28 protein-coding genes and 1 pseudogene are annotated in these 25,821 nt (G+C 66.8%); 22 read left to right on the forward strand and 7 right to left on the reverse strand.

Features of this window, described 5'->3' with window-relative positions:
• Window positions 1-224: 224 nt before the first annotated feature.
• Together AC5P6A_RS04895 and AC5P6A_RS04900 are read left to right on the forward strand one after the other, a co-directional pair.
• Window positions 225-965 (forward strand): DNA/RNA non-specific endonuclease, encoded by a 741-nt coding sequence (locus tag AC5P6A_RS04895; protein WP_346474401.1) that lies wholly within the window; start codon window positions 225-227, stop codon window positions 963-965.
• A 104-nt stretch (window positions 966-1,069) separates the two neighbouring features.
• Window positions 1,070-1,765 carry an HAD family hydrolase gene (locus AC5P6A_RS04900; protein ID WP_134729206.1) on the forward strand — a complete coding sequence of 232 codons (696 nt, stop codon included), beginning with the start codon at window positions 1,070-1,072 and terminating at the stop codon, window positions 1,763-1,765.
• Between the two features lie 7 nt (window positions 1,766-1,772).
• Here the strand turns inward: AC5P6A_RS04900 and AC5P6A_RS04905 are convergent, their stop codons facing one another.
• Genes AC5P6A_RS04905 through AC5P6A_RS04920 form a run of 4 tightly spaced genes read right to left on the reverse strand, consistent with a single transcriptional unit; the run spans window position 1,773 to window position 3,819 of the window.
• Window positions 1,773-1,976: a hypothetical protein gene (locus AC5P6A_RS04905; RefSeq protein ID WP_346474400.1), complete on the reverse strand. Its 204-nt coding sequence runs from the start codon at window positions 1,974-1,976 to the stop codon at window positions 1,773-1,775.
• A 22-nt stretch (window positions 1,977-1,998) separates the two neighbouring features.
• Entirely contained in the window at window positions 1,999-2,424 is a 426-nt protein-coding gene (locus tag AC5P6A_RS04910) for a VOC family protein (RefSeq protein ID WP_005409768.1), read from the reverse strand.
• 10 nt (window positions 2,425-2,434) lie between these two features.
• Window positions 2,435-2,896: a helix-turn-helix domain-containing protein gene (locus tag AC5P6A_RS04915; protein ID WP_180876850.1), complete on the reverse strand. Its 462-nt coding sequence runs from the start codon at window positions 2,894-2,896 to the stop codon at window positions 2,435-2,437.
• Entirely contained in the window at window positions 2,893-3,819 is a 927-nt protein-coding gene (locus AC5P6A_RS04920; protein ID WP_346474399.1) for a LysR substrate-binding domain-containing protein, read from the reverse strand. Before AC5P6A_RS04920 ends, AC5P6A_RS04915 begins: the two co-directional genes overlap by 4 nt.
• 91 nt (window positions 3,820-3,910) lie before the next feature.
• Here AC5P6A_RS04920 and AC5P6A_RS04925 point away from each other — a divergent pair, with 91 nt between their 5' ends.
• From AC5P6A_RS04925 to AC5P6A_RS04940, 4 genes are all read left to right on the forward strand, one after another.
• On the forward strand, window positions 3,911-4,951 hold the full coding sequence (locus tag AC5P6A_RS04925; RefSeq protein ID WP_346474398.1) for a hypothetical protein: 1,041 nt from the start codon (window positions 3,911-3,913) through the stop codon (window positions 4,949-4,951).
• Window positions 4,948-5,829, forward strand: coding sequence for a TolB family protein (locus tag AC5P6A_RS04930; protein ID WP_346474397.1), 882 nt, complete (start codon window positions 4,948-4,950; stop codon window positions 5,827-5,829). Before AC5P6A_RS04925 ends, AC5P6A_RS04930 begins: the two co-directional genes overlap by 4 nt.
• Window positions 5,830-5,896: 67 nt before the next feature.
• Window positions 5,897-6,433, forward strand: coding sequence for a GFA family protein (locus AC5P6A_RS04935; RefSeq protein WP_346474396.1), 537 nt, complete (start codon window positions 5,897-5,899; stop codon window positions 6,431-6,433).
• Window positions 6,426-6,734: a DUF6958 family protein gene (locus AC5P6A_RS04940; RefSeq protein WP_111098486.1), complete on the forward strand. Its 309-nt coding sequence runs from the start codon at window positions 6,426-6,428 to the stop codon at window positions 6,732-6,734. Before AC5P6A_RS04935 ends, AC5P6A_RS04940 begins: the two co-directional genes overlap by 8 nt.
• On the opposite strand, the gene AC5P6A_RS04945 is transcribed toward AC5P6A_RS04940, so the two are convergent.
• Complete coding sequence (locus tag AC5P6A_RS04945) at window positions 6,735-8,090, reverse strand: sigma-54 dependent transcriptional regulator (protein WP_346714850.1); 1,356 nt, start codon at window positions 8,088-8,090, stop codon at window positions 6,735-6,737. It lies immediately after the preceding gene.
• Window positions 8,091-8,486: 396 nt separating this feature from the next.
• On the opposite strand from AC5P6A_RS04945, the gene AC5P6A_RS04950 reads away from it, so the two are divergent.
• From AC5P6A_RS04950 to AC5P6A_RS05020, 15 genes and pseudogenes are all read left to right on the forward strand, one after another.
• Window positions 8,487-9,017, forward strand: coding sequence for a FapA family amyloid fibril periplasmic chaperone (locus AC5P6A_RS04950; RefSeq protein ID WP_346474403.1), 531 nt, complete (start codon window positions 8,487-8,489; stop codon window positions 9,015-9,017).
• Window positions 9,014-9,631, forward strand: a complete 618-nt coding sequence (locus AC5P6A_RS04955) for a FapB/FapC family functional amyloid domain-containing protein (RefSeq protein ID WP_495222252.1) — start codon at window positions 9,014-9,016, stop codon at window positions 9,629-9,631. The genes AC5P6A_RS04950 and AC5P6A_RS04955 overlap by 4 nt, the downstream gene beginning before the upstream one ends.
• 43 nt (window positions 9,632-9,674) lie before the next feature.
• On the forward strand, window positions 9,675-10,997 hold the full coding sequence (locus AC5P6A_RS04960) for a FapB/FapC family functional amyloid domain-containing protein (protein ID WP_495222254.1): 1,323 nt from the start codon (window positions 9,675-9,677) through the stop codon (window positions 10,995-10,997).
• A 100-nt stretch (window positions 10,998-11,097) separates the two neighbouring features.
• Window positions 11,098-11,802 carry a C39 family peptidase gene (locus AC5P6A_RS04965; protein WP_308305049.1) on the forward strand — a complete coding sequence of 235 codons (705 nt, stop codon included), beginning with the start codon at window positions 11,098-11,100 and terminating at the stop codon, window positions 11,800-11,802.
• A gap of 12 nt (window positions 11,803-11,814) precedes the next feature.
• Window positions 11,815-12,564 carry a hypothetical protein gene (locus AC5P6A_RS04970; RefSeq protein WP_021202351.1) on the forward strand — a complete coding sequence of 250 codons (750 nt, stop codon included), beginning with the start codon at window positions 11,815-11,817 and terminating at the stop codon, window positions 12,562-12,564.
• 46 nt (window positions 12,565-12,610) lie between these two features.
• Window positions 12,611-13,903 (forward strand): transporter, encoded by a 1,293-nt coding sequence (locus tag AC5P6A_RS04975; RefSeq protein WP_308305048.1) that lies wholly within the window; start codon window positions 12,611-12,613, stop codon window positions 13,901-13,903.
• A gap of 45 nt (window positions 13,904-13,948) precedes the next feature.
• Window positions 13,949-14,839: pseudogene (locus tag AC5P6A_RS04980) on the forward strand (NAD(P)-dependent oxidoreductase); the annotation flags it as partial.
• A gap of 101 nt (window positions 14,840-14,940) precedes the next feature.
• Window positions 14,941-16,080, forward strand: coding sequence for an SPFH domain-containing protein (locus AC5P6A_RS04985; RefSeq protein ID WP_197577931.1), 1,140 nt, complete (start codon window positions 14,941-14,943; stop codon window positions 16,078-16,080).
• 20 nt (window positions 16,081-16,100) lie between these two features.
• Window positions 16,101-17,453, forward strand: a complete 1,353-nt coding sequence (locus AC5P6A_RS04990; protein ID WP_346714852.1) for a TFIIB-type zinc ribbon-containing protein — start codon at window positions 16,101-16,103, stop codon at window positions 17,451-17,453.
• Complete coding sequence (locus AC5P6A_RS04995; RefSeq protein WP_046983345.1) at window positions 17,450-17,707, forward strand: hypothetical protein; 258 nt, start codon at window positions 17,450-17,452, stop codon at window positions 17,705-17,707. The genes AC5P6A_RS04990 and AC5P6A_RS04995 overlap by 4 nt, the downstream gene beginning before the upstream one ends.
• 209 nt (window positions 17,708-17,916) lie before the next feature.
• Window positions 17,917-18,501 carry an AprI/Inh family metalloprotease inhibitor gene (locus tag AC5P6A_RS05000; protein WP_058982870.1) on the forward strand — a complete coding sequence of 195 codons (585 nt, stop codon included), beginning with the start codon at window positions 17,917-17,919 and terminating at the stop codon, window positions 18,499-18,501.
• Between the two features lie 69 nt (window positions 18,502-18,570).
• Complete coding sequence (locus AC5P6A_RS05005) at window positions 18,571-19,530, forward strand: cation diffusion facilitator family transporter (RefSeq protein WP_155029597.1); 960 nt, start codon at window positions 18,571-18,573, stop codon at window positions 19,528-19,530.
• Window positions 19,531-19,602: 72 nt separating this feature from the next.
• Complete coding sequence (locus AC5P6A_RS05010) at window positions 19,603-20,238, forward strand: DNA-3-methyladenine glycosylase (RefSeq protein ID WP_171953150.1); 636 nt, start codon at window positions 19,603-19,605, stop codon at window positions 20,236-20,238.
• Entirely contained in the window at window positions 20,238-20,432 is a 195-nt protein-coding gene (locus AC5P6A_RS05015; protein ID WP_019659790.1) for a hypothetical protein, read from the forward strand. Before AC5P6A_RS05010 ends, AC5P6A_RS05015 begins: the two co-directional genes overlap by 1 nt.
• A gap of 120 nt (window positions 20,433-20,552) precedes the next feature.
• Complete coding sequence (locus AC5P6A_RS05020) at window positions 20,553-22,271, forward strand: sensor domain-containing diguanylate cyclase (protein WP_155029599.1); 1,719 nt, start codon at window positions 20,553-20,555, stop codon at window positions 22,269-22,271.
• Here the strand turns inward: AC5P6A_RS05020 and xth are convergent, their stop codons facing one another.
• Window positions 22,272-23,063, reverse strand: a complete 792-nt coding sequence (gene xth, locus AC5P6A_RS05025; RefSeq protein ID WP_346714854.1) for an exodeoxyribonuclease III — start codon at window positions 23,061-23,063, stop codon at window positions 22,272-22,274.
• A gap of 112 nt (window positions 23,064-23,175) precedes the next feature.
• Here xth and AC5P6A_RS05030 point away from each other — a divergent pair, with 112 nt between their 5' ends.
• The gene (locus AC5P6A_RS05030) at window positions 23,176-24,810 is read left to right on the forward strand and encodes an alpha-amylase family glycosyl hydrolase (RefSeq protein WP_346714855.1); all 1,635 of its coding nucleotides are present in this window, start codon (window positions 23,176-23,178) and stop codon (window positions 24,808-24,810) included.
• On the opposite strand, the gene AC5P6A_RS05035 is transcribed toward AC5P6A_RS05030, so the two are convergent.
• Window positions 24,780-25,766 carry a TIGR03885 family FMN-dependent LLM class oxidoreductase gene (locus AC5P6A_RS05035; protein WP_346714856.1) on the reverse strand — a complete coding sequence of 329 codons (987 nt, stop codon included), beginning with the start codon at window positions 25,764-25,766 and terminating at the stop codon, window positions 24,780-24,782. The genes AC5P6A_RS05030 and AC5P6A_RS05035 overlap by 31 nt on opposite strands.
• Window positions 25,767-25,821 lie beyond the last annotated feature (55 nt).

The following is a 25,821-nucleotide window of genomic DNA, read 5'->3' on the forward strand; positions in this document are numbered from 1 at the left end:
GACACCTCTCCAGTGCTTGCGGGCGGTCACAGCTTCGTCTTTTCGTCGTTGACCGAAAGACGACAGCTTGTGACGCTTACGACACCGCAGGGCCTCCACAGCCCAACAACGCGGTCACGTCCCACCGCAATCCGCTGCACCCGACTCCGCACCGTCTCCCCATGACCTCGCCCTGCCAGGTCGTGGCGGACAGCCGCGCCCTGAACTTCTGCTGGAGAACCGCAATGCGCCTTGCAAGCTTCTTCTTCGCGTTCGTCCTCAGTGCCGTCGCCGGCGCTGCCCAAGCCCAGGTCGTCACTCTCAACAAGGGCGGCTTCGTGCTCACCTACGATTGCAGCACCCACAGCGCCACCCGCTACGAATACACCCTGACCGCCGACACCGGCTCGGCTGCCCGGCCGTCCAGCTTCTACAAGGACCCCGACCTGCCGGCAGGCTGCCTCGGCCAGACCAGCACCGCCTCCTACGCCAGCATCACGTCCGGCTATGACCGGGGCCATCTGGTGACGTCCAATCACATGGACTACAACGCGACCTACATCCGCCGCGCCAACTACATGACCAACATCGTTCCGCAGGTCTCCAGCTTCAACCAGGGCATCTGGGTGAAGGCCGAGAACGTGGCCGAGTGCTACCGTGACATCGCACCGGTGGATGTCTATGGTGGCGTGGTCTACGGCGACGCCTCCAACGACTATTTCCTTTCCAGCCACGGCATCCCGACGCCGGAGTTCTTCTGGAAGACGATCATCACCCGCGATCCGAACACCGGCACGGCCAAGGCGATCAGCTGGATCATCCCCAATGAAGCGAACCTGGGCAGCCTGGACAGCTACCTGGTAACCATCGCCGATCTGGAGGAGCTGCTGGGCGCCAGCTATGTGGCGATCAACGCACCGGCCTCGCTGAAGAACATGCTGCCGGCCAGCACCTGGCCACAGCCTTCAGGGTGTGATCTGGGCTGACCGGTCTGCCGGGAATGGGTGGCACCCGGTCCGGGTGCCACGCAAGGATGGCTGTGGGAAAATGGCGGGCAATTGCACCACCGCATTGCCCCCTGGAGCTGTAGATGTCCTGTTTCCCCTTCGATGCCGTGCTGTTCGACTGCGACGGCGTACTCGTCGATTCCGAGCCGCTGGTCGCCCGCGTTCTCTCGGAAATGCTGACCGCACGCGGCTGGCCGCTGACCCCGGCGCAGGCGGGTGAAGTCTTCCTCGGGCAGTCCGTGGCCCATCTGGCAGGGCTGATCGCAGAGCGCACCGGCAAGCCGTTCACCGAGGAATGGCTGGAGGAGTTCCGCCAGCAGCGCAACCGGGCGCTGGAACGGGATCTGGAGCCGATCCGGGGGGCGCCCGAGGCCGTGCGTGCGATCGCCGCAGCGACCGGTGGCCGCATTGCCTGCGCGTCCGGTGCCGACCTGATCAAGGTGAAACTGCAGCTGGGCAAGGTCGGCATCCTCGATGCATTCGGCGACCACGTCTACAGCGGCCAGGACATGCCGAACACCAAGCCGCACCCGGACGTCTATCTGGCGGCCGCTGCCGCGCTGGGTGTGGATCCGAAGCGCTGCGCGGTCATTGAAGACACCGTGACCGGCGCGACCGCCGGCGTGGCGGCAGGTGCCACCGTGTTCGGCTTCAGCGAGGGCGGCCCGCACCACAGCACACCCGAAGCTCTGCGCGCGGCCGGTGCCCAGGTGATCTTCCAGCGCATGGAAGATCTTCCCGCACTGCTGGCGGCCTACGCCGCCGACGCTGCCGCCTGACCCGGCGTCAACCCGCAGCGCCCTGCCCGGCGCTGCGGCACCTGCCGCTGTAGTGCAGCGCAAACAGGTACAACCCGGTGAACAGTTGCAGGAACAGCGGCGGCAGCGGCGCATAGGTGATCCACGCTGCAGGTTCGCCCTGCCCCAGCCCGCGAACGGCGAAATTGGCGATCACCGCCAGGGTGAACACGATCGAGGTCCAGCGATGCACGGGCCGTGCCCAGCCCCCCGGCTCATTGGCGGCGCCTCGCTTCGGAGCGGGCTTCGATCATCTTCCAGCCATTGCCTGACGGGTCACGGAATCCGGCGTCGACGGCGCCATAGCGCTCGATCGGCTCCTGGGTGAATTCCACGCCCTGTGCCAGCCATTGCGTGTAGCGCGCCTGGCAGTCATCCACGGCCAGCACCAGCGGCGGCATTGCGCCCTTGGCCACCAGCTGCTGCAGCGCAAGTGCGGTAGCGGCGTCGTGGGTGGGCGGGCCTGGCACGAACAGGCCCAGCTGGAAACCGTCCTGGCCCGGGCTGCGGACCGTCAGCCATCGGTAGCTGCCATTGCGTACGTCGGTATGCACTTCGAAGCCGAGCTTGCCGACGTAGAACGCCAGCGCCTCATCCTGGTCGCGCACATACAGGCCGACCGTGTTCACAGTGTTCGTCATGGGACCTCCCTCAGGTGGGGTCCACGTTAGCAACCGCCTCGCGGCGGCGCTTCTCCAAAACTGCGATCTTCAGGTCCGGGCGCTGCGCGGCGCGTGCATGGCATTCCGGCACGCTGGCCGACGCCGCCCGGGTTGCACGCTCACGCTCACGCACATTGCCCGGGCTGTCACCGGTGATGGCACGGAAGATGCGGCCGAAGGTACCCAGGCTGCTCCACCCGGTCTGCGCGGCGATTTCGGTGACCGGCAACTCGGTGTCACGCAACATCGCCACGGCCCGTTCGATGCGCCGGCTGAGGAGATAGCGGTGCGGTGGCAGCCCGAAGGCCTGCTTGAACGAGCGGGCGAAGTGCGCCGGCGACACTGCACTGACCTCGGCCAGGCGCGCGACCGGCCATTCCTCATGGCTGGCGCGGTCCATCCGGTCCTTGGCACGCAGCAGGCGCCGCAGCAGTTCGGGGCTCTGGTTCATGGCACCACCGCCTGGGCCAGGTAGTGGCGTGCCGCGTGCCGCGCCTCAGCGGCCTGCTCGACCAGCCAGTCACGCAATGCAATCACCTTGGCACTGCCATTTCGCGCCGTGGGTGCCACGAACCAGAAGCTGCGACCGTCGCTGGCGACACCCGGATGCGCCTGCACCAGCCGCCCGCTGTCCAGCTCGGCCTGGAAAAGGATCGGCGAACCAATGGCGATGCCTTGCCCGGCGATCGCGGCGCCGACATCCAGATGCTCGACGGCAAAGGGCGCGACGAAACTCTCCGCTGCCGGCGGTGGGATGTGCCCGTGCGCGGCAAACCACAGGGCCCACCAGTCCGGCCGCCCGAGCAGGGGAATCTCCAGCGCGCTGGTCCCCAACCCACGGGCCGCTGGCAGCAGCGCCGGCGCACACAACGGTGTGAACACGCTGGGAAACAAGGGAGTTGCCTGAAGACCCGGCCATTCGCCCTGGCCATTGCGGATGGCGGCATCGAAGTGACCGGCGGCCAGATCCTGCGGCGCTGCCGACAGGTCCAGTTCCAGCACAAGCTGCCGGTGGCGGGCGCGGAACGTGCCCAGTCGCGGCGTCAGCCAACTGGTGCCCAGCGTGGGCAGCACGGACAGGCGCAGTCGCGCCGCATCCGCGTCTGCGGCGCGCATGAAGCTGGCGCGCAGTGCATCGAATGCCCGGGTGGCCTCCTGGGCGACGCTGGCACCCGTCGCTGTCAGTTCTACGTGCTGTGCATGGCGCAGGAACAGGCAGGTACCGGTCTGGGCCTCCAGCCGCCGCACGTGGTAGCTCACCGATGCCGCACTGGTGTCGAGCTCTTCGGCGGCACGCGCGAAGCTGCCCAGCCGCGCCGCCGCCTCGAAGGCACGGATGGCGGCAAGCGATGGCAGCTGGCGTTTGGTGACCATAAGTGTGACTTAGCCTGAGCCCCGATATCTGCGTGGTCAATCCCCCTGGTACGCGCAACGATGGAGGCACCTTCGACAGGGGATCACGCACATGGATCGACGGCAGTTCCTGGCCACCCTGGCCGCCGCGGCGGCATCTACGGCGCTGCCCTCCGGGTCGGCCCTGCCCAGCCACAGCGAAGACTGGAAATGGTTGCAGGGCAACTGGCAGGTCCGGCACCGACGCCTGAAGGAGCGCCTGGTCGGCGATACCCGATGGGAGTCCTTCACCGGTTCCAGCGCGGTCTGGCTCACCCTGGGCGGACTCGGCACCATCGATGACAACGTCATGGCGCTGCCTTCGGGCCCCTACAGGGGCCTGGGCGTGCGTGCATTCGATCCGGTGTCTTCCACGTGGTCGATCTGGTGGATCGATGGTCGCAACCCTGCCCATATCGAAGCCCCTGTGCGCGGCGCTTTCAAGGGCGATGCCGGCAGCTTCCGCGGCACCGACCGGATCGACGGGCGCCCCGTCGAGGTCTGGTTCCGTTGGCATGACATCCACGGCGAGGAGCCGTGGTGGGAACAGGCGTTCTCCGACGATGCCGGTGCGCACTGGGAAGTGAACTGGCGCAACTGGTTCCGCCGCACTGCTGCGGTCCCCTCTCCGCTTCCGAAGCTGCCGGATGCACCGGGCGATTTTGATTTCCTGGTGGGCCATTGGAACGTGCGCCATCGTCGCCTGCGCGCTCGGCTGGCAGGCAGCGATGCATGGGACGCGTTCAACGGCACCCTGCACAACTGGCCGGTCCTGGGAGGATTCGGCAACGTGGGTGACAACCTGATGGACATGCCTGGAGCGCCGCTGCGAGGCATGGGCATCCGCGCCTGGAATGCGGCGGAGCGGCACTGGCTGAGCTGGTGGCTGGATGGCCGGGAGCCAACCCGGATCGGCGCGCCACTGCGTGGTGGTTTCCATGCCGGTGTCGGCCGCTTCTTCGGCGAAGACCAGCACGACGGTCGAACAATCCAGACACGGGTGATCTGGTCACACATCACCCCGCGTTCGGCGCGCTGGGAACAGGCGGCCTCGACCGATGGTGGACGCAGTTGGGAAACCAACTGGGTCAGCGACTTCGAGCGACAGGCATGAAGGCGCTGCTGGCCGTGATGCTGCTGGTTGCTGCGTCGCCTCCCGCGTCGCCATCCAGGGTGCTGCGGATCGTCGGCCCCGCCGAGCGCTTTGCCCCGGGCGTTGCATCCACGCTATACGACGAGATTCGACTGACCTTGAGCCCGGACGGAAAAACCGCACTGTGGTTCAGCCGCAACCGGCCCGGCGGGCCGGGTGGGTATGACATCTGGGTCTCCCACAACGATGGGCAGCGCTGGCGGCCGGCGATGCCGGTGCCGTTCAACTCGCCGGGGCGCGACTTCGATCCCGCTTTTTCCGCCGATGGCCGCGTGGTGTATTTCTGTTCGGATCGCGCAGGCGGCCTGGGCGGCGACGATCTGTACCGGGTCAGCATTGGGAGCGACGGTCGATTCGGGAAGCCGGTCAATCTTGGCCCGGCAGTGAACAGCGCGGCCGATGAGTTCGCGCCGATGCTCTCGCCGGACGCAGCCACGCTGCTGTTCTCCAGCGATCGCGCAGGCGGTGCGGGTGGCCATGACCTCTACGTCGCAGCGATGGTCCGCGACATGGCGCAGCCGGCACGGCCGCTGCCGGGAGACCTCAATACCGCAGCGCAGGAGTTAGATGCCACCTTCCTGGGCGACGGCCGGACGCTGGTGTTTGCCCGCGCCCTGGACTTCGGCAGTGCACCGGTACGCCAGTTCATCGCCTACGAGCGTGGAGGCCGTTATGACGCGGGCCTTGCATTGCCCTCCCCCTTGAACGAGGCCTCCGGCGACAGCTACGGCGCGATGCTGGATGGCTCGCAACCCGACACCTTGACCTATTCGGCGCGCCGCGCGGACGGTGCAGGGCTGGACCTGTACCGCATCCGCTATCGGATGATGCGCCCTTGAAGGCAGATGTTGTCGATTTTCCGCGCCCCGGTTCGTCGAGAGGATGAAACCCCAGGACAAAACGCAGATGGCCTCACACCAGTCCCTTGCCTGCGCCTGCGGCCAGGTGCGCCTGACCGCCACGGGCCAACCGATTGCCACCGTCGAATGCTGCTGCGACAGCTGCCGCAAGGCCGGCGCCATGCTGCAGTCGATGCCCCGAGCACCGGACGTGCTGGGCCCGCACGGCCAGACGCTCTTCGTAATGCACCGCAAGGATCGCGTCAGCATCGATGCCGGGCATGCCATGCTGCGTGCCTTGCGATTGTCCAGCAGGGGCGGCAGCCGCCGCGTGCTGGCCGGCTGCTGCAATACGCCGCTCTTCCTGGAGTTCAGCGGCGGCCATTGGCTGAGCCTGTATGGCCTGTTGTGGCCGGCATCGACAAGACCTGCCGTGGAGATGCGGACCATGGTCAGCGATCTTCCTGATGCGTCTGTGCTTCCTGACGATGTGCCGAACCTGAAAACCCGGTCGCTGCGCTTCTATGCGCGGTTGATGAAGGCGTGGATCGCCATGGGCTTCCGCAGCCCACGCATCGAGGTCGCGGGAGATGCCCATGCCTGAGCCAGGACGGATCGAGATCGAAAGCATCACCACGCCCGGGCACATCCAGCGCGTGGATCGCGCCAAGTACCTCGCCATGCGCCATGCCTTGCTGCGGGCGCTGCCCGCGCAACCGCCCGGCCTGACCGTCGCGCAGGCGAAACAGGCACTGCTGCCACACCTGCCCGCCGCGCTGTTCCCGGCAGGTGCCACCGCCGGCTGGTGGTTGAAGGCCGTGCAGCTGGACCTGGAAGCCAAGGGCGTGATCGAGCGCGTCGCGGGCAAACCGGTGCGCCTGTTCAAGCACCTGGCGGCCGGCTGATCAGCGCTGTGCAGGCAGTTCCAACCGGTGCTTGCGGCACAGGCGATACACCGTGACCCGCGATATCTGCATCTGCCGCGCGCACTCGGAGACGTTGTAGCCGGTCTGGCGCAGGGTCTGCAGCAGTACATCGCGCTCGGCCTGGCCGCGCGCATCGTGCAGCATCGCCGCGGGCAGGGCCGCTACCGATGCGCCCAGCTCCAGGTCACGCTCACTGATCAGCTCGCCTTCGGCCATGATCGCTGCACGCTGCACACGGTTCAGTAGTTCGCGTACGTTGCCGGGCCAGTCGAAGCGCCGCATCGCCTGCAGTGCGGCCGGTGCGAAGCCGCGTGCACGCACGCTGTGGCGCAACCGGAAGCAGCGCAGGAAGTGCTCGGCCAGCAGCTGCACGTCGGCACCGCGCTCGCGCAGCGGTGGCATCAGCAGGCGCAGCACGTTCAGGCGGTAGTAGAGATCGCCGCGGAACCGCCCCTGCGCCACCGCGTGTTCCAGTTCGACGTGGGTCGCGGCAAGTACCCGCACGTCCGCGCGCAGCGGCTGGCTGCTGCCCACGCGCTCGAAGGTCCCCTCCTGCAGCACGCGCAGCAGGCTGGTCTGCGCTTCTGCCGGCAGATCGCCTACCTCATCAAGAAACACCGTACCGCCATGGGCGGATTCGAACACACCGATCTGCCGCTTGTCGGCACCGGTGAACGAGCCACGTTCGTGGCCGAACAGCTCCGACTGCACCAGGCTGGCCGGAATCGCACCACAGTTCACCGCAATGAAAGGCCTGCCGGCGCGCCCCGACAGCGCATGCAGCGCATGTGCAGCCAGTTCCTTGCCTGTACCGGTTTCGCCGGTGACCAGCACCGGCAGTTCCACCGGCGCGAACTTGTGCAGCACCATGCGCACCGCATGCAGCGCGGCGCTTTCGCCAATCAGCGCGTGCGGTCCGTGCCCACCGCAGGTTGCGTCGACAGGCGGATCATCCGCATCGAACTGCTGGCGCATTGCGCAGACCAGGTCCTGAAGGCCGAACGGCAGCGTGAAGCGCGCGCCACATCGCTGCAGCAACGGCAGCCAGGCCGGCGATGTGGGTCCGGCGCCCGGTGGCAGTACCGCCAGCCAGGGCAGATGCTGGTGCTGCTCGATCCACGGCGCCAGCAGCTGCAGCGCGACCGCATCGAGATGGCGCAGATCGAGCACGGCGAGCAATCGATCGCGCCCACGCAGGCCTATCGCCATGGCGGGATCGGGATGGATGCTGCGCACATGCCAGCCTGCTGCCGCCAGCGCACTGCGCTCGTTCGCCAACGGCTCGCCAAACCAGAGCACGCAACGTGACGTAGAAGCCTCCGGGACCGCTGCCATGCTTCCCCCAGCATCCGGACACCGTCGGCGGACTGTCAGGCAATCACCGGCGTGCCGCCCTCCGCCGGGACCTCTACGGCCACCGGGGTGGCTTTGTTGGGCGGATCCTAGCGCTTCCCTAGATGGCGGCGCAATGAGCAGTGCGTCAAGAAATTCCTGACTGAAGCGGCACCGTAGCAGACGGCGACGCCACCTGTAACACCGATGCGACAGTCGCCCGCAACCCTTGCCCTGCGGTGCCTGGCGCTTCGAAATCCCGACAATTCCGCGACGTGCCTGTAACAGCATGGCAGCAACCCGGTCAGGTGCTGCACGGTCACCCTGTTGGCGCGTGGGCCCGTCGAAGTTGGCACGGTTGATGCGTGGTTCCGCCGCACCCCATCGCGGCAGATCGACATGGACGGCATCACCCTGATTCGCGGCCTGGCCGCAGCACTGGCAATCGCCCTGCTGTCGGTTGGCACGGGCGCATCCGCGTCGGGCGCCCGCCAGGGCGTGAAGGCACAGCCGGGCGAAATCGTCCTGTTGCGGGACGTCTCCGCGCGGCCGGCCTATCGCATGGCACCACCGGGCATGGCCCTGATTGCCGACCCGAAGCCACAGCGCGAGATCGCCACCGTATTGGGCGCCGGTGGCACGACGAACGGCATGGACGAGTTGAGCGATGAGGACTATGCCGGCATGGGTGCCGGCCAGGCAGCGTCCGTCGCGACACCGGGCGGCACTACCGTTGAACGGGTCACCCAGCAGGCCCTGGGCGGCACGCTTGGCCGCGGTGGTGATGGCATGGTCGGCAGCAACCTCGGGGGCGCCATGAGCGGTCCGCTCGGTGCGGTCGGCAGCAGCACCCGCGGTATCGCCGATACCGTGCGCGGCGCACTGGCCCAGTTCCCCCTGCAGGGCACGGCCCCGGCAGGTGGAAAATGAGGGCCCTGCACGGCTTGCTTCTGCTGCTCGCTGCCGCGCCCTGGGCGACCCGGGCCGATGACTACGGCGGCATGCTCGCCTATCTCGACGTGGCCCGCATCGACGGCCACGCACTGGCCGGGGCGAATGGGGCCATCGCCGTGAACCAGCCCGCCGGCGACCTCAACGTGCAGGCCAACCTGCGGGGTATCGCCAAGGGCGATCGCGCCGACGTGGCGATCAATGCCCGGCAAATGCAGCAGGGCAACCGCGTGCTGTCCGGGCCGCTGCAGGCCACCGCGTTCATTGGCGGTGACGCACTGGCCGGTGCCAGTGGCATCGCATCCATCAACCAGGCCAGCGGCATCGCCAACACGACACTCAACGTCGTCAGCGCGACGCTGGCCCGACAGGGCATACGCGAAACCGACGATACGGCCTTGGCCGCCGAGGGTTCCGCGTTGGCAGGGGGGCGGGACGACACCGGTTACGGCGTCGCGACGGGCACCCGCAGCGCCGGTGTAGCCAGCACCGCACTGCGGGGATTCGACGGGGTCCTGCAACTCAATCAGATCGCGGGCAACGGCAACGACACGGCCAACGTACTGGGCCTGGTCGTGCAGGACCGCCCGTGACAACCACCCAACCGATGCACCACCTGATGAGAGAGAGGGCACCATGAAAGCGACCGTCAAAAAGACCATGCTCGCCATGGCGATTGCCACTGCCTCGACCGCCGCTGCGGCCAATGGCTGGGACAACCAGAACGCCAACGCGAACATCAACCACAACCACACCGTCAGCGAGACCCGCAACGACACGCACAACCACACCGACAACGACGCGCGCAACCGCACCGTCAACGTCAACGTCAACGTGCAGAAGCACAGCAACATCCAGGCCGACGAACGCAAGGAAAAGAACAACCACGGCGTCGACGTGAACCTGGAGAAGGACCTGCGCCTGAGCACCGACATCAATTTCTCCGGCGACCCGAACATCACCGGCGACATCGACCTCGACTCGGCGGCCATTGCCGTGATCGACAACCGGCAGTCGATCAGCAACAACGCCACCAGCAACAGCCTGGTCACCAACAGCGCGTCGATCGGTGACAGCGTCGGCGCCGGTGCCTCGGGCAATCTGGGCTTCAATGTCGTCTCCGGCGACAACAATGCGCAGGACAACGCGGCCTCACTATCTGCGGCCGATGCGTCCTTCAGCTTCGGCATGGCCGACGCCGAGGTATTCGTCAACCAGGCCGGCTTCGGCAACGCCACCATGAACTCCGGTGTCACCAACGCCGCAGGTCTCAGCGGCAACGCCTTTGGCGGCGCGTCCGGCAACATCGGCGTGAACATCGCCTCGGGCAACAACAACGAGCAGAAGAACGCCCTCGCGGCCTCGGTCGCGACCACGGCGGTGGCCCAGTCGAGCATCAGCTCCAACCAGGTCTCCACCGGCAACACGGTCAGCAACGCCGGCTTCGTGCAGTCCTACACCGATACCGTGCAGGTCGGCATGCGTGGCGGCGTCAGCGGCCTGACACTGGCCTATGGCGCGGGCACCTACCGCGGCACCGGCAACGCCTACCAGATGGCCAACTACTACCTGGATACGTGGAGTGGCGAGCTGCCGCACCCGGGTGGCAACAGCACCGGCCATATCGATCTGGACAACCAGATCCAGAACGCCACGATGAACCCCAACCGGCCGGGGGTGGGCGGCCTGGGCTTCGATACGCGTGAGAGTGGCACCAGCCAGTTCGTCGAACTGGGCGTGGCTGACCTGTATGCCAGCCTCAGCGGCACGGTCAGCACCACGCGGTGGGTGAACGTCAATGCGACCAACACCTCGGCCTTGTCCGGCAGTGCCTTCTCGGGCGCCTCCGGCAACATCGGCGTGAACGTTGCTGCGGGCACCGGCAACCTGCAGGCCAACAGCCTGGCCCTGGCAGTCGCCCAGCCCAGCACCGGCGGCGGTGGTGGCAGCGGCGAGTAAGCGCAACACCCCGGCCGTCCGCCAATGGCCGGGTCCCCGGGAGCCCCTGTTCCTCCTCCCCCTTGGAACGGGGGCTCCCCCCTGCTGCCGGAGAACGTAGATGATCCGTTGCCCTCCATCGATGCGCCTGCTGGCCTGCCTGTGGCTGCTGGGCACCGCATCGGCGTGGGCCGGCGAGGTCCACTTCGCCGGCGTGCTGCCCAACGGCGCGCTGCTGCAGCAGAAGGTCGAAAGCATGCAGGAGCGGCGCTACCGCAACGTGGTGCGCCAGCACACCGATTACAGCTGCGGGGCAGCCGCATTGGCGACCATCCTGCGCCATGCCTATCACCTGCAGACCGACGAAGCGACGGTGATCGAAGGAATGATGGGGGTTTCCGATCCAGCGCTGGTGGCCGAACGCGGCTTCTCCCTGCTCGACATCAAGCGCTACGTGGAATCGCTCGGCATGCGTGGCCGGGGCTACCGCATCGATGAAACACGACTGCGCACCCTTCGCGTGCCAGGACTGGTGCTGATGGACGTGCGCGGCTTCCGCCATTTCGTGGTGCTCAAGCAGGTGCGCAACGGCATCGTGGAAGTGGCTGACCCGATCCTCGGCAACCGCAGCGTGGCGCTGCCGGAGTTCCTGGCCGCCTGGCCATCGCGCGCGGTCTTCGTGGTGATCGGCAGCGACTTCGATCGCAACACCGTTCTTCTGCAACCCAGCGAACGGCCAAGCGCCCGCGCGCTCTACGCGCGGCAAGGGCCGATCACCGATGCCGAACTGGTCGACTTCGGCTTCAGCCACGCCGACCTGTTCTGAGGAGGTACGACCATGTTCCGTCAACACGTATGGATGGCTCTGCTGCTGATGGCCCCTGCCCTGCCCCTGCAGGCCGCCGACGGCAGGACGGGGCGTGGACTCACGGAAATCCCCGACCCGGAGCTGAGCCTGATGCGGGGGCGCTACACCGTGGGTGGCAACAACGTTGCCTGGTTCGGGGTCACCATGGTGTCGCAGTGGCAGGCCAGCAACGGCACGACCCTGCAGGGCAGCCTGACCCTGGGCATGGACTTCCGTGGTGCTGGCGCGCCGAAGCTCAGCTTCCAGCCCAGCGTGCATGTCACGGCAGCCGATGCGCCGCTGCCCGATACCCACGGACGCAGCATCGACAGCAGCGGCCTGGCCAATGCCAGCGGCCTGGTGCAGAGCGTGCAGGTGGCCGGCGATGGCAATGTCGCGCGCAACGTCACCACGCTGACCGTCCGCGAGGGTGGCGTGCCGGCTGTTCTCTCTGATGGCGCAGGCAACGTCACCGCGCAGCCGGCCGGCGCCAGCGCGACGGCCGTGCTGGAAGGCAACCAGGCACACCTGCTGCTGCAGGTGGATGGCCAGGGGCTGGTGCAGCAGTGGATCCGCAATGGCAGCGTCGGCCAGGGCATCGCCCTTACCGGTGACGGCCAGATCGCCAGCAACCAGCTGCGGCTGGAGCTGGTGCGCAACGCCGTGGGCGGCAATCTGCCGTTGAGCCAGAACGTGGCCCAGGCGATTGCGTTGAACCGCGGCATGGGGCCGGGCCAGTAGCAGGGCCTGGCATTGGGGGAAACGCTCCACAACGCAGGACACGAACATGCACACCCTGATGAGGATCACCCCGTTGGCGCTGGCGGCGCTGGCGGGCACCGCCCTTGCCGTGCCGCCGACGCCTGACGATGGCGCCGACGTGCAGGCCCTGGCCAACCAGCTGGAACAGCTGAAAGCCAACTACGCACAGGAAGTGCGGCGGCTGCGCGAACTGGACATGCAGGTGCAGGCCATGCAGGCGCGCCTGGGCGGGCGGGTTGGCCCGGCTTCGACCCCACCGGCCGCGCCATTGGCGCAGGCGGCGGCCGCCGCGGTTCCACCGAGCAGCGAGGGCTACGCCAGTACCGCTGCCGAGGCCCAGCAGGCCAGGCAGGAGTCGCGGCGCAGCGTGGACGACGTGAAGCAGCAGCAATCGGCCCTGTTCTCCCGTCGCTTCACCGTCGAGAACAGCCTCACCTACGCCCGCTATGACCGCAAGCAGCTCACCCTCAACGGCTTCCTCGCGTTGGACGCGATCTTCCTCGGCAATATCGCCATCGAGAACGTGGAGTCCGACTCGCTGACCTATAACGTGGCAGCCCGCTGGAGCGTCAGCCCGAACCTGACGCTCAACCTGGATGTGCCCTACCTGGCGAGGCGCACCGTGTACCAGAAAGGCGGCGCCGGCGGTGCAGCGGCGGCCGTCGCGCAGGAGCAGACCAACGGCAACGGCCTGGGCGACATTGGCCTGAGCGCGAACTACCGGCTGTTCGGCGAACGCGGCTGGCGCCCTGAGACCGTGCTCACGGCCGGTGTCACCGCCCCCACCGGGCGCGCGCCCTACGGCCTGGACTGGAAGGTGATCGAACGCGATGACGACGACTACATCCGCTTCGCCGTGCCGCGCGAGCAACCCACCGGCAACGGCGTATGGCAGGCCAACCTCGGCCTGTCGATGGTGAAGACCGCCGACCCGGCCATCCTGTTCGCCAACATCGGGTACGTGCACTCCATCCCTCGCGGCTTCAACGACATCGACAGCAATCCGGATACGGTCAACCCAGGCGACGTGAAGCTGGGCGGCTCGGTGTACTTCGGTGCAGGTGTTGCCTTCGCATTCAACGAGCGGACCAGCCTGAGCCTGTCCTTCAGCGACCGCATCAGCGCCCGCGCCTCCACCCGCTTCCAGGGTGGCAAGTGGATGAAGGTGATCGGCAGTGACGCCAATGCGGCATCACTGAACCTGGGCGTGACCTATGCGTTGAACCAGCACACCACGCTGGTAACGTTGCTGGGCATCGGACTGACCCCGGACGCACCGGACTTCACGCTGGCGTTCAAGATTCCTTACATGCTCTAGCGGCCGCTGCCCATGGCATGATGGGCGCTCTGCGGCCAGCGGACGTCCATCATGCGCATCGGATTCCTGGGACTTGGAGTGATGGGAACGCCCATGGCGGCCCATCTGGCTCGCGCAGGTTACGAGGTATGCGGCTGGTCGCGCTCCGACCGCAACCATGCGGCCGCGCGCACCGCCGGCATCAACGTCTGCGAGGCGGTGGACGGGGTATTCGCGGCCTGCGACACCCTCATCCTGATGCTGGCCAATGACGATGCCATCGACAGCGTGCTCGATCGGCATGGCGCGGCGTTTGGCGAGCGGGTCGAGGGCCGCCTGCTGATCAACATGGGTACCAGCTCGGCAGCGTACTCACAGGCGCTGGCCGAACAGATCCGTGCCGCGGGCGGCCGCTACGTGGAAGCGCCGGTGTCTGGCTCACGCGTGCAGGCCGAAGCGGCGCAGCTGGTGATCCTGCTGGCCGGTGCCGATGTCGACCTCGCGGCAGCCGCCCCACTGGTTGCACCGATGGGCAGGCAAACGGTGTGCTGCGGTGCAGTGCCGTCCGCACTGCGCATGAAACTGGCGGTGAACCTGTACCTGATCACCTTGGTCACCGGCTTGGCCGAAGCGGTGTACTTCGCCGAAGCACACGGCATCGAGCTTGACCGCTTCGCGCAGGTGCTCAACGCAGGGCCGATGGCCAGCGAAGTATCGCGAATCAAGCTGGACAAAATGATCCGTGGTGACTTCAGCGTGCAGGCGTCGATCACCGACGTGCGCAAGAACAGTGGGCTGGTAGCCGCTGCCGCCCATGAGGTGGGCATGCATGCGCCCTTGATCGACGCCAGCGACGCGCTGTTCGCACAGGCACTGGCGTCCGGATCGGGGGCGCTGGACATGGCGGCCGTGCTGCAGGCGGTACGGGCCGGGCCAACCGGCACTGGCCGACGCTGATCCGGATTCATGTTCCGGCACTACTGCCGTCCTCCACCGCTGCTATATTCAGTCCAGCTCGGCAGGCATGGTGCCTGCCCTCGAATCACAGGGAGTTGGACATGGGTCTGGTACAGGCGGTGAAGGGGGCGGTTGGCGGTGTGCTGGCCGACCAGTGGAAGGACTTCTACACCGTGCCGGCGGGCCTGCCGTCCACTGCCGCCCTGTTCGCGGCAGTGCCGCAGGGCACCAATGCCGGCCGCGGCTCCAACACCAGCGGCTCGTCCAACATCATCACCAACGGCTCGAAAATCATCGTGCCCGAAGGTTACGGCCTGCTGCTGTTCCAGGACGGTGCGATCACCGCCTTCGTCGCCGAACCGGGTGGCTACGAATGGCGTTCGGACGATCTGAACTCGCAGTCGATCTTCGCCGGCGACGGCCTGGTCAGCACCTTCATCAAGCAGAGCTGGGAACGCTTCAAGTTCGGCGGCCAGCCGGGCGCGCAGCAGGCGGCCTACTTCGTCTCGCTGAAGGAATTGCCGGACAACCGCTTCGGCACCCAGTCGGAAATCTACTGGGACGACGGATTCCTCAATACCCAGGTCGGTGCGATCACCCGCGGCTCGTACACCCTGAAGATCGTCGACCCGATCCTGTTCGTGAAGAACTTCGTGCCGGCCAGCTACCTGCGGCCGGGCCAGGTGTTCGACTTCACCGATCTGGACAACGCCGCTGCCAGCCAACTGTTCAATGAAGTGGTCGGTTCGCTGGCCCCGGCCTTCAGCCTGTATACCAACGATCCGGGCAAGGGCAACCGCATCACGAAGCTGCAGCAGGACTCGCTGGGCTTCGCGCAGAGCCTGTCCGCCGCCGTCGAGCAGGGTTACCAGTGGAAGTCCGACCGCGGCCTGGCCATCGTCAAGACCGCCATCGTCTCGATCGAGTACGACGCCAACACCCGCGAACTGCTGAAGACCGTGCAGCGCGCCGATGCGCTGTCCGGTTCGCGCGGCAATTCCAACCTGCAGGCCAGCGTCGCCCAGGGCATCCAGTCGGCCGGCGAGAACGGCGGTGCGGCGGGCCTGGTCGGTGTCGGCATGGCCTCGGGCATGTTCGGTGTGGGCGGCATGCAGCAGCCGGTCACCCCGGCTGCGGATGACCCGGTGGCCAAGCTGAAGAAGGCAAAGGAAATGCTGGACCTGGGCCTGATCACCCAAGGCGACTATGACGCCCTGAAAGCCAAGGCACTGGGCCTGTAACAGCAGAACGCACAACCCACATGTCCGATCCCAGAAACGGCCCACCGCCGCTGCCCGGATCCGTGCCCGCGACGCCGCCGCCCCTGCCGGCGGCGTCGTTGGATGGGCCCGGTTCGCCGCAGGACGTCCCTCCCCTGCCCGGCAGCTTCCCGCTGGACACGTCGACTCTGCCACAGGCCATCCGCGAGGAAGTGGAAGCGCCCGATCCTGTGGCCCTCGATACCTCGGCCAGCGAGCTGAAAGACGGTCTCAACCGCTGCCCGAAGTGCGGCGCCACCGACATCCGGCCCAAGGCCGGCACAGATATCCTGGTCTGCCTGTACTGCCGTCACGAATGGCATGGCGCGCGCGTGGAGGAGGAATTCGGGCTGGGCGAGGCCATCGACCAGCTGCGCGGTACGGTCATCGCCTCCGGCGCGCGTGACATCGATGCCGACACCTCGGCACTGATGACGTTCAAGTGCACCGGGTGCGGCGCCGAAGTCACGGTCAATACCGAGAGTACGATGACGGCGCGTTGCCACTGGTGCCGCCACGTCTTCGGCGTCAACGAGCAGATCGCCAACGGCGCGGTGCCCGATGCGGTGCTGCCCTTCCATATCAAGAAGGACGATGCGGTCGCGCGCATCCGCCAGTTCGTCGACAAGCGCCCCATGTTCGCGCTGAAGGCGTTCAAGGACCAGTTCACCCCGGAGAACGTGGTGGGCGTGTTCCTGCCCTACATGATCGTCGACAGCAATGTCAGCGCGGCCGTGGCCGGCAAGGGCGAGATCCAGACCCGGCAATACACGGTCGGCACCGAGAAGAACAAGCGCACCCTGTACGACGCAGATGTCTACCAGGTCGAACGCCAGGTCGATTTCACCGTTGATGACCTGCCCCTGGAATCCTCGGCCGAGCGCGGCAATCTGGATACCCGGGCCAACACCAACAACATCATCAACACCATCCTGCCATTCGACACCAAGAACGCGGTGAAATGGAACGCTTCGTACCTGGCCGGCTTCACCTCTGAAAAACGCAATCTCGACGTGGAAAAGCTGCGGCCGCGGCTGGAAGACCAGCTTCTGTCGATTGCCCGCGCACAGGTGGAAGGTTCGGTGAGGCGCTACAACCGTGGCGTGCGTTGGGAACAGGAACAGCTGGAGGTGCATGGAACGCGCTGGGTGTCGATGTACCTGCCGGTGTGGTTGTACTCGTATCACCAGCCCGGAAAGAACGGCGGCATGCTGCACTACATCGCGGTGAACGGCCGTACCGGCGAAACCATGGGCAGCGTGCCCGTGCAGCAATGGAAGATGCTGCTGGCGGCACTGGCCACCGGCACCATCATTGAAGCCCTCGCAATTGCCTTCCTGGTAGCATCGACATGAGCGACGACAGTGGACTCTGGCTGTTGGCGGCAGGTCCAGCCGGCGCGACCGCGCTGTATTGGGCGCTGTACCGCTATTACCGCAACACCGACAAATCGCATTCCTTCGAGCACGAGACCGAAATCGAGGCACAGCCCGTGACCGGTTCGGACCAGCAGGTGGGCCGGGTCACCGGCACCGAGGAAAAGCGCATCCGCGGTGACAACGTGTACGAGTACCGGAAACGGGTGGTAAGGGTGAAACCCGACCAGTAGAGCCAAGCCATGCCTGGCTGCGGGAGGTGCCGGCCGCGGGCCGGCATTCCTTCGGCTCTGGGCGTCAAAGGGGAGCCGGCCAGCGGCCGGCACTACCCTTCAGCGGACAGCACCTGTTCTTGGCTGGCTTGCCTCAGGGCGCGCCCTCACACCGTCTCCCACCCCACCGGTTCGATACTCGCGCGATCCACCCTTCCGAGGATCCTGCGATGGCTGCTCTGCTTGCCCGTAGCTGCCTGTCGGCGCTGTACTTCCTGGCCCTGCCCGCCCTTGCCCAGGACGCTTCGTTCGGCTTCGGCGAACAGACCACCCACACCGACCAGACCACGCAATCCAGCAGCACCCAGACCCAGACCAGTGGTTCGATGACCACGCAGACCACCACCAGTGGCAGCTCCCAGTCCGAGTCGCGCACCGAAAGCAAGGAGATCGACGTGGGCTTCGGTTTCCACGACGACAACGACGACTGGAACCATGACCGCCACCGCGGCGACCGCGATGTGCGCGACAGCGATCTGTTCGGCAGCTGGACGCTGGGCCAGGAGAACGGCAGCACCTGCACCATCGAGCTGAAGAACAGTGAGTGGTTCGGTGGCTACAGCGCCTACGTGCCTGCCGGCTGCCCGGACGGCTTCTTCTCGGCCAACCGCTGGGTACTGTCGGGCAACCAGCTGCTGCTGACCGATACCAGCAATACGGTGTACGGGCGTTTCCGCGCGTCGGGCAGCGGGCGCTGGTCGGGGTTCCGCGAGTCGGATGGAGCCCGGCTTTATCTCAATCCCAGGGGGCGTTGACCGCGACGTGCACGCGATGGGCACGGGCAGACCGCGAAGATCAGCCGTCCTCCGTGCCCCGCTGCTGACATGTCCGCTCCCACCGGTTCCCGCCTTGTCATCTATGCCGCGCTCGCGGGCAACCTCGCCATTGCGATCGCCAAGTTCATCGCCGCTGGCATCTCCGGCAGCTCGGCCATGCTCAGCGAAGGCGTGCATTCGCTGGTCGACACATTGAATGAACTTCTGCTGCTGTACGGGCTGCGCCGTGCCAGCAAGGCGCCGGATTCCCTGCATCCGTTCGGCTATGGCCGCGAGCTGTACTTCTGGAGCTTCATCGTCGCCCTGCTGGTGTTCGCGGCCGGTGCCGGCGTTTCGGCCTACGAGGGCATCCAGCATATCCGCAGGCCGGAGCCGGCCACCAACCATGCGTTGAGCTACAGCGTGCTGGGCATTTCCATCCTGTTCGAGGGTGGCTCCTGGTGGGTGGCGCTGCGCGAGTTCCGGCGTACCAAAGGCAAACTTGGCTACTTCGAAGCCTTCCGCCGCAGCAAGGATCCTTCCACCTTCACCGTACTGCTGGAAGACAGCGCTGCGTTGCTCGGGCTGGGCTTCGCACTGATCGGCCTGGTGGCCGCGCAGGTGCTGGACATGCCGGTGCTTGATGGCGTTGCGTCGCTGTGCATCGCTGGCGTGCTGGCCGCCACCGCCTTCCTCCTGGCCCGTGAGACCAAGGGCCTGCTGGTCGGAGAGCCTGCCCATCCCGCAGTGGCCGAGCGGATCATGGCGGTGGCCGAAACCGATCCGGATCTGCGCCGCGCCAATGGCGTGACCACCATGCAGATGGGCCCGGAACAGGTCGTGGCCATGCTCAGCGCCGAGTTCGAGGATGATCGGCGGACCCCGCAGATCGAAGCCTGCATCACCCGCATCGAAACGGCGGTGAAGCGCGAGTATCCGGAACTGGTGGCACTGTTCATCAAGCCGCAGACGCCGGAGGTGTATGCCGCCCGGCGCGCTGCATTGGCCGCACCGCCTGCGCCGGAATGACACTGCGTCTGCGCCCGTTTCACCTGTTTGGTGCCACAGTGCCATCACCGTTTGCCCGAGCCTGCCTCTACCGTGCCGGATTGGTTGCCTGCCTCTCTTCAGATCCTCCCCCGCAGCTTCTACCGGCGCCCGCCCGTCGAGGTTGCGCCCGAGCTGCTCAACAAGCTCCTGGTCCGTGACGATGGCCGAGCCGGCCGCATTGTTGAAGTCGAAGCCTACGCGGGCAGTGTCGATCCGGCCGCACACTCCTATCGCGGTCAGACGCCGCGTACGGCCAGCATGTTCGGTGAGGCCGGCCACCTCTATGTCTACTTCACTTACGGCATGCACTGGGGCAGCAACGTTGTCTGCGGCGAAGTGGGCGAAGGCGTAGCGGTGCTGCTGCGGGCCATCGAGCCGCTGCTGGGCCTGGAGCGCATGCGCGAACTGCGCCCCGCTGCGCGCCGCGACCACGATCTGGCCAGCGGGCCCGGCAAGCTCTCGCAGGCCTTCGGGCTGGACCGCAGCTTCGACGGCGCCGACCTGGTGACCGGCAGCCACGGCGTCGTCATCGCCAGCGATGGGATGCCGCCGCCGGAGGATCCAGTGGTCGGGCCCCGCATCGGCATCACCCGCGCTGTTGATTTCCCCTGGCGTTGGCATGTCCGTGATCATCGTCACGTATCGATACAGCCACGCCGCGCTCTCTCCCCGGCGAGGAAACGATGATGACCCCGCTCGACAAACCGCTGCGACGCGAACTGGACATCGATGGCCAGCCCTACACCCTCATCGTGGACCCCGAAGGACTGAAGCTGGTTGAAAAGGGGCGCCGCAAGGGCATCACGCTGCGCTGGCAGGACCTGGTGTCCGGTGATGCCGCGCTGGCTACCGCCTTGCAGGCATCGCTCCGGCAACACTGAGCCGGTGCGCGCGCCTCACGCCGGCATCACCCTGCCATGGCGATACATAACGCCGCACGCACTACCGTGATCCAAGACAGCCGCCGCAACCGCCCTCGCCACCCAGCCCTGAAAAGCGCCATGGACGAAGCCGAACGACTGCTCGAAATCGAACGACTGCACCTGTTGGATACGCCCCCGGAGCCGGTGTTCGATGCCATCGTCGCCGCCGCCCGCGCCGCGACCGGCCTGACGATGGGCCTGATCACCGTGGTGGCCGAAGACCGCCAGTGGTTCAAGGCCAACATCGGCCTTGAGGGCGTCAGCGAGACGGCTCGCGAAATTTCCTTCTGCACCCATGCCATACGCCAGGACCAGCTGTTCGAGATACCCGATGCGCGCCAGGATCCACGTTTCTCCACCAATCCGCTGGTGACAGGTGGGCCGCGCATCCGCCACTACGCTGGCATCCCCCTGGGCTCGGCGCACGGCGCACGTATCGGCACGCTGTGCCTGCTCGACCCGATGCCCGGCGTGCTGTCCCCCTCCCAGCGCGAACTGATGGTGCATCTGGCGCGGGTCACCACCCAGGTGCTGGAACAGCGCAGTACCCTGATGGCGCAGGTTGGCCAGGCGAAAGCGCTGCATCGCGAGCTGAAACGCAGCGAAGACTTCCTGGAGCGCACCAACCGCGCGGCGCGGGTGGGCGGCTGGGAGATGGACCTGGTCACCAACGAAGTGCGCTGGACCCGCGAGACCAAGCAGTTGCACGGCGTGCGCAGCAACTTTGAACCGACGCTCGACACCGCGCTGTCGTTCTATCGCGAAGACAGCCGCAACATCATCCGCGCGGCAGTGCAGCGTTGCATCGACGAAGGCACGTCCTGGGAGGTGCAGTTGCCAATGACGACCGCCGACGGGCGCGCGATCTGGACCCGGGTGGTCGGCAGCCGGCAACAGGTCGACGGCCATCCGCGCCTGGTCGGGGCCATCCAGGACATCACGGATGAGCGAGCCGCGCTCGACGCGCTGGAAGCCAGCGAAACCCGCTACCGGCGACTGTTCCACTACAGTCTGGGCCTGATCTGCACCCACACGCTGGACGGGACATTGACCTCGGTGAATCCGGCGGCGGTGCAGTCGCTGGGCTTCGAGGAAAGCCAGATGATCGGGCGCAGCCTGTGTGACCTGATGCCACCGGAAAAACGCGAGGGCTTCAAGGCCTACCTCGCCCGGATCCAGGCAAACCACACCGACGCTGGCGTGATCGAGCTGATTGCCGCCGATGGTACGCGCCACTACTGGGCGTACCACAACGTGCTCGACAACGAAGCCAGCCCGCCCTACGTGCTGGGGCATGCGCAGGACGTCACCGCGCTGAGGATGCAGGAGCAGCAGCTGCGCGACATGTCCTTCAAGGATCCGCTCACGCAGTGCTACAACCGGCGCTACCTGCACCGGCTGGATGAACTGATTGACGAGCGCTGGGCGTGCGTGATGTTCGATCTGGACCATTTCAAGCACATCAACGACACCCAGGGCCATCGCCGTGGCGATGCCGTGCTGGTCGAGTTCGCCACCTTCCTGCGCTCGCCGCTGGGCAAGGACGAGACCGTGGTACGGCTGGGTGGCGACGAGTTCATGGTGGTGCTGGTCGCGCCCGAAAATGGCCGGTTGAGCGAACTGGAACACTGGTACCAGGACCACGCCGCGCTTTCGCCCAGCGCGTTCTCGATGGGTGCGGCCATCAACACGCCCGGCGAACCCGTGGCCGACACCATCCAGAAGGCGGACAGCCGCCTGTACCGCACCCGCGCGCGGGTACGCCGCGAGCGGCGCGAAGACCCAGCCGCACGCTGATCACGCCCTGACCGTCACCCAGGCTGGCGCGTGGTCGCTGGCCTTTTCCTGCAGTCGTACCCAGCGGTCGACGCCGGCATCCTTCAGTCGCTCCGCCAGTATCGGATTCAACAGCAGATGATCGATGCGCAGCCCACGGTCGCGCTCGGCATGTTGGCGGAAATAGTCCCAGAAGGTGTAGATCGTGGCGTCGCCGTGCACCTTTCGCAGCGCATCGGTCCAGCCCTGCGCGAGCAGCCGCTCGAAGGCATCGCGAACCTCGGGCAGGAACAGCGCATCGCGGCGCCAGGCCTTGGGGTCGTAGACGTCGGCTTCGGTGGGAATCACGTTGAAATCACCCAGCAGCAGCGCCGGGTGCGGCAGCTCGACCAGGCTGCGCGCATGCCGGATCAGGCGTTCCATCCAGCGCAGCTTGTAGTCGAACTTCGGCCCGGGCTGCGGGTTGCCGTTGGGCAGGTAGAGGGCACCCACGATGACGCCGTGCACCGCTGCCTCCAGGTAGCGACTCTGCGTATCCTTGGGTTCGCCCGGCAATCGGCGGCGGCTCTCGACCGGCATGGTGCCCCGGGCCAGCAGCGCCACGCCGTTCCAGCGCGCCTCACCCTGCCAGAGTGCACCGTAGCCGGCCTCTTCCAATGCCGCAGCGGGAAACGCGGCGTCGGTCGCCTTCAGTTCCTGCAGGGCAACCACATCCGGCGATTCCATGTGCAGCCATTCCAACAGCTGCGGCAGGCGTGTGCCGATGCCGTTGACGTTGAACGTCGCAATACGAAGCGTTTTGCGGCGGGACATGGCTAGAGGCTCCTCGGCGCATCGAGTGAGCGTTCACAGTGCGCGTCCGGGCATGCAGGGGCCGTGGATGCCGCGTCATGATGCGGTGCCGTCCGGTTCACGGACCGCTGCCATGTCGCGCAGCAGGCTGGTCACCCTTGAACGGTGCTGGAGCGGCCCAATGGCGGTGCGTCCGCTGCGCGCGATCTACCAGGTCGACCCCTACCTCTTCCGCGACAGCAATGGGCGCGGCTGGGGCACTCTGGATGGCATCACCGAAAAGCTGGACTACCTGCAATGGCTCGGCATCAGCCACCTGTGGCTGCTGCCGTTCTACTGCAACGCCGGCCGTGACGGTGGCTACGATGTCACCGATCACTACCGCATCGATCCACGCCTGGGTGACGAGGCGGCGTTCCAGCGCCTGGTCGATGCTGCCGCCGCACGCGGTATCGGCATCATCGTCGAGCTGGTGATGCAGCACACTGCCAGCGCCCACCCGTGGTTCGTCGCCGCGCAGCGGGGCGACCCGGCATGGCGCCGCTGGTACCTGTGGAGCGACCACGTGCCCGACGACGGCCTGCAGCCGATGTTCCCGCCGATCGAGGCCTCTGCCTGGACATGGGACGCCGAGGCCGGCGCGTTCAACCGGCACATGTTCTACCGGCACGAGCCAGACCTGGAGCTGGCCCATGCGCCGGTACGCGAGGAACTGCTGCGGGTGATGACGTTCTGGATGCAGCGCGGCGTGGCCGGCTTCCGCGTGGACGCTGCTCCGTACATGGTCGAGCGCGCGCGACACGCCGACCCCCGCGACGACGGGCTGTGGCTGCTGGAGGAAATGCGCGCCACGGCAGACGCGCAGCAGCCAGGCCTGCCGCTGATCGGCGAAGCGGACGTCCCCGCGTCGCGCTACGGTGACTTCCTCTGCCATGGCCGGCGGCTTTCGCACCTGCTGGATTTCCACCTCAACAATCATTTCTTCCTGGCCCTGGCGCGCGGCGACGCCAGCGAAGTGGCCCGGGTCATGGCCGAATACGGACCGCAGGCGCCGCCGCACACCCGCATCGCCTGGCTGCGCAACAACGATGAGCTTGACCTGGAGCAGCTGGAGCCGGAGGAGCGCGAAGCGGTGATGGAGCGCTTCGCCCCTGAGCGTGGCATGCGCATCTATGGCCGTGGCATCCGTCGCCGGCTGGCGCCGATGCTGGAGGGCGACATCGCATGGCAGGGTATGGCTTGGGCGGCATTGCTGTCGCTGGGCCAGGTACCGGTGATCCGCTATGGCGAAGAGATCGGCCTCGGTGACTGCCTGGAGCTGCCAGAGCGCAATGCCGTGCGCATGCCGATGCACTGGCACGGTGGACCAGCGGCGGGGTTTACCGATCAACCGCGGCATGCCTGGCGCGCACCACCGGCAGACGGCCCGTACGGTTACCGCACGGTGAACGTCGAGGCGCAACGCGCGACGCCAGGTTCACTGCTGCTGCGGGTGCGCGAGCTGCTGCAGCAGCGCAATGCTCATCCCGTGCTGCAGCAGGGTCCTCACACGCTCGACCCGCCATCTCCCGCGCTGCTGATGCTCCGCTACGGTGAGGCACCCCATCAGGCGCTGGCACTGATCAACTTCGGCGACGAGCCGGTCGAGGTGGACGTGCCCCTGCGCGGTCCGTTGAACACGCTGGTTGGCCGCGGCGCCAAGCTGCAGGATCGCCGCTGTTACCTGCAGGGCCATGGCTATACGTGGCTGGCCGCCGAGGGTGCCTGAGTGCGCAGCGCAGGCAGTACGTGCTCGGCGAAATCATCGATGAAGCGTTCCTGCTCGCGGTTCACGTTGTGCAGGTAGATGCGATCGAAGCCCAGTCCCTGCAGCTCCTGCAGCCAGGCCCGATGCTGGCCGAGGTCTGCCGAGACACGCACGTGCTGGCGCACCACCTCGGCGCTGACCGATCGGGCCTGTGCTTCGAACTGTTCGGGCTGGTCCAGGCCTTCGGCCAGTTCCGGTGGCAGCACGTTGGCGCTCCATTGCTCCATCGCACCTTCCAGCGCCGCCTGTTCGGCGCGCGCGTAGGACAGCTTGGCCTGCAGGTACATCGGCTTGCCCCTGCCACCGCCTGCCTCGAACGCTGCCACCACACGCTGTAACTGCGCCAGCGGTTGGCTGATGGTGATCAGGCCATCGGCCCAGCCCCCCATCCAACGTGCAGTCTCCTCCGTGACCGCTGCACCCAGCAGCGGCAGGGGAAGCGCCGGTCGGCTGTACAGTCGCGCCTGGCGCACCTGGAAGCCACCGCTGTGGTCGACTCGCTCGCCACCCCACAGTCGCCGCATCACCTCGGCCGCATCGCGCAGTGCCTTCTGCCGCTCTCGCTTGGCTGGCCACGGCTGGCCGGTGATGCGCTCGTTCAGGGCCTCGCCGGTGCCCAGCGCCAGCCAGATCCGGCCCGGCGCCAACTGCTCCAGCGTCGCCGCTGCCTGTGCCACCAAGGCCGGGTGCTGGCGCAGCATCGGGCAGGTCACCATGCCCAGGGTCAACGCGCTCTGCACCGCCAGCGCGCCGGCCCATACCCAGCTGTGGCCGGACTGCCCTTGCGCGGTCGTCCACGGGTGGAAGTGGTCCGAGCACATCAAAGCCTCGAATCCCGCCTGTTCGGCGCGCAGTGCCAGGCCCAGCAAAGTGGCGGGCGGGAACTGCTCATGCGATGCGTGGTAGCCGATGGTCATCACGGATTCCGTGCGGGGACTGGACACGATGGCAACACCCGCCGGGCTAAAACGG

It is taken from the genome of Stenotrophomonas sp. YJH_SMC_20 (genome assembly GCF_059367845.1).

Excerpts from the sequence above, each read along its gene's own strand:
- AC5P6A_RS04930 (WP_346474397.1), top strand. The coding sequence starts at position 4,948 with ATGAAGGCGCTGCTGGCCGTGATGCTGCTGGTTGCTGCGTCGCCTCCC.
- AC5P6A_RS04945 (WP_346714850.1), bottom strand. The coding sequence starts at position 8,090 with ATGGCAGCGGTCCCGGAGGCTTCTACGTCACGTTGCGTGCTCTGGTTT.
- AC5P6A_RS05020 (WP_155029599.1), top strand. The coding sequence starts at position 20,553 with ATGGACGAAGCCGAACGACTGCTCGAAATCGAACGACTGCACCTGTTG.
- AC5P6A_RS04940 (WP_111098486.1), top strand. The coding sequence starts at position 6,426 with ATGCCTGAGCCAGGACGGATCGAGATCGAAAGCATCACCACGCCCGGG.
- AC5P6A_RS04920 (WP_346474399.1), bottom strand. The coding sequence starts at position 3,819 with ATGGTCACCAAACGCCAGCTGCCATCGCTTGCCGCCATCCGTGCCTTC.
- AC5P6A_RS04950 (WP_346474403.1), top strand. The coding sequence starts at position 8,487 with ATGGACGGCATCACCCTGATTCGCGGCCTGGCCGCAGCACTGGCAATC.
- AC5P6A_RS04925 (WP_346474398.1), top strand. The coding sequence starts at position 3,911 with ATGGATCGACGGCAGTTCCTGGCCACCCTGGCCGCCGCGGCGGCATCT.
- AC5P6A_RS05015 (WP_019659790.1), top strand. The coding sequence starts at position 20,238 with ATGACCCCGCTCGACAAACCGCTGCGACGCGAACTGGACATCGATGGC.
- AC5P6A_RS04910 (WP_005409768.1), bottom strand. The coding sequence starts at position 2,424 with ATGACGAACACTGTGAACACGGTCGGCCTGTATGTGCGCGACCAGGAT.
- AC5P6A_RS04975 (WP_308305048.1), top strand. The coding sequence starts at position 12,611 with ATGCACACCCTGATGAGGATCACCCCGTTGGCGCTGGCGGCGCTGGCG.
- AC5P6A_RS04970 (WP_021202351.1), top strand. The coding sequence starts at position 11,815 with ATGTTCCGTCAACACGTATGGATGGCTCTGCTGCTGATGGCCCCTGCC.
- AC5P6A_RS04955 (WP_495222252.1), top strand. The coding sequence starts at position 9,014 with ATGAGGGCCCTGCACGGCTTGCTTCTGCTGCTCGCTGCCGCGCCCTGG.
- AC5P6A_RS04985 (WP_197577931.1), top strand. The coding sequence starts at position 14,941 with ATGGGTCTGGTACAGGCGGTGAAGGGGGCGGTTGGCGGTGTGCTGGCC.
- AC5P6A_RS04900 (WP_134729206.1), top strand. The coding sequence starts at position 1,070 with ATGTCCTGTTTCCCCTTCGATGCCGTGCTGTTCGACTGCGACGGCGTA.
- AC5P6A_RS04915 (WP_180876850.1), bottom strand. The coding sequence starts at position 2,896 with ATGAACCAGAGCCCCGAACTGCTGCGGCGCCTGCTGCGTGCCAAGGAC.
- AC5P6A_RS04995 (WP_046983345.1), top strand. The coding sequence starts at position 17,450 with ATGAGCGACGACAGTGGACTCTGGCTGTTGGCGGCAGGTCCAGCCGGC.
- AC5P6A_RS04990 (WP_346714852.1), top strand. The coding sequence starts at position 16,101 with ATGTCCGATCCCAGAAACGGCCCACCGCCGCTGCCCGGATCCGTGCCC.
- AC5P6A_RS04965 (WP_308305049.1), top strand. The coding sequence starts at position 11,098 with ATGATCCGTTGCCCTCCATCGATGCGCCTGCTGGCCTGCCTGTGGCTG.
- AC5P6A_RS04960 (WP_495222254.1), top strand. The coding sequence starts at position 9,675 with ATGAAAGCGACCGTCAAAAAGACCATGCTCGCCATGGCGATTGCCACT.
- AC5P6A_RS05030 (WP_346714855.1), top strand. The coding sequence starts at position 23,176 with ATGTCGCGCAGCAGGCTGGTCACCCTTGAACGGTGCTGGAGCGGCCCA.
- AC5P6A_RS05035 (WP_346714856.1), bottom strand. The coding sequence starts at position 25,766 with ATGACCATCGGCTACCACGCATCGCATGAGCAGTTCCCGCCCGCCACT.
- AC5P6A_RS05005 (WP_155029597.1), top strand. The coding sequence starts at position 18,571 with ATGTCCGCTCCCACCGGTTCCCGCCTTGTCATCTATGCCGCGCTCGCG.
- AC5P6A_RS04935 (WP_346474396.1), top strand. The coding sequence starts at position 5,897 with ATGGCCTCACACCAGTCCCTTGCCTGCGCCTGCGGCCAGGTGCGCCTG.
- xth (WP_346714854.1), bottom strand. The coding sequence starts at position 23,063 with ATGTCCCGCCGCAAAACGCTTCGTATTGCGACGTTCAACGTCAACGGC.
- AC5P6A_RS04895 (WP_346474401.1), top strand. The coding sequence starts at position 225 with ATGCGCCTTGCAAGCTTCTTCTTCGCGTTCGTCCTCAGTGCCGTCGCC.
- AC5P6A_RS05000 (WP_058982870.1), top strand. The coding sequence starts at position 17,917 with ATGGCTGCTCTGCTTGCCCGTAGCTGCCTGTCGGCGCTGTACTTCCTG.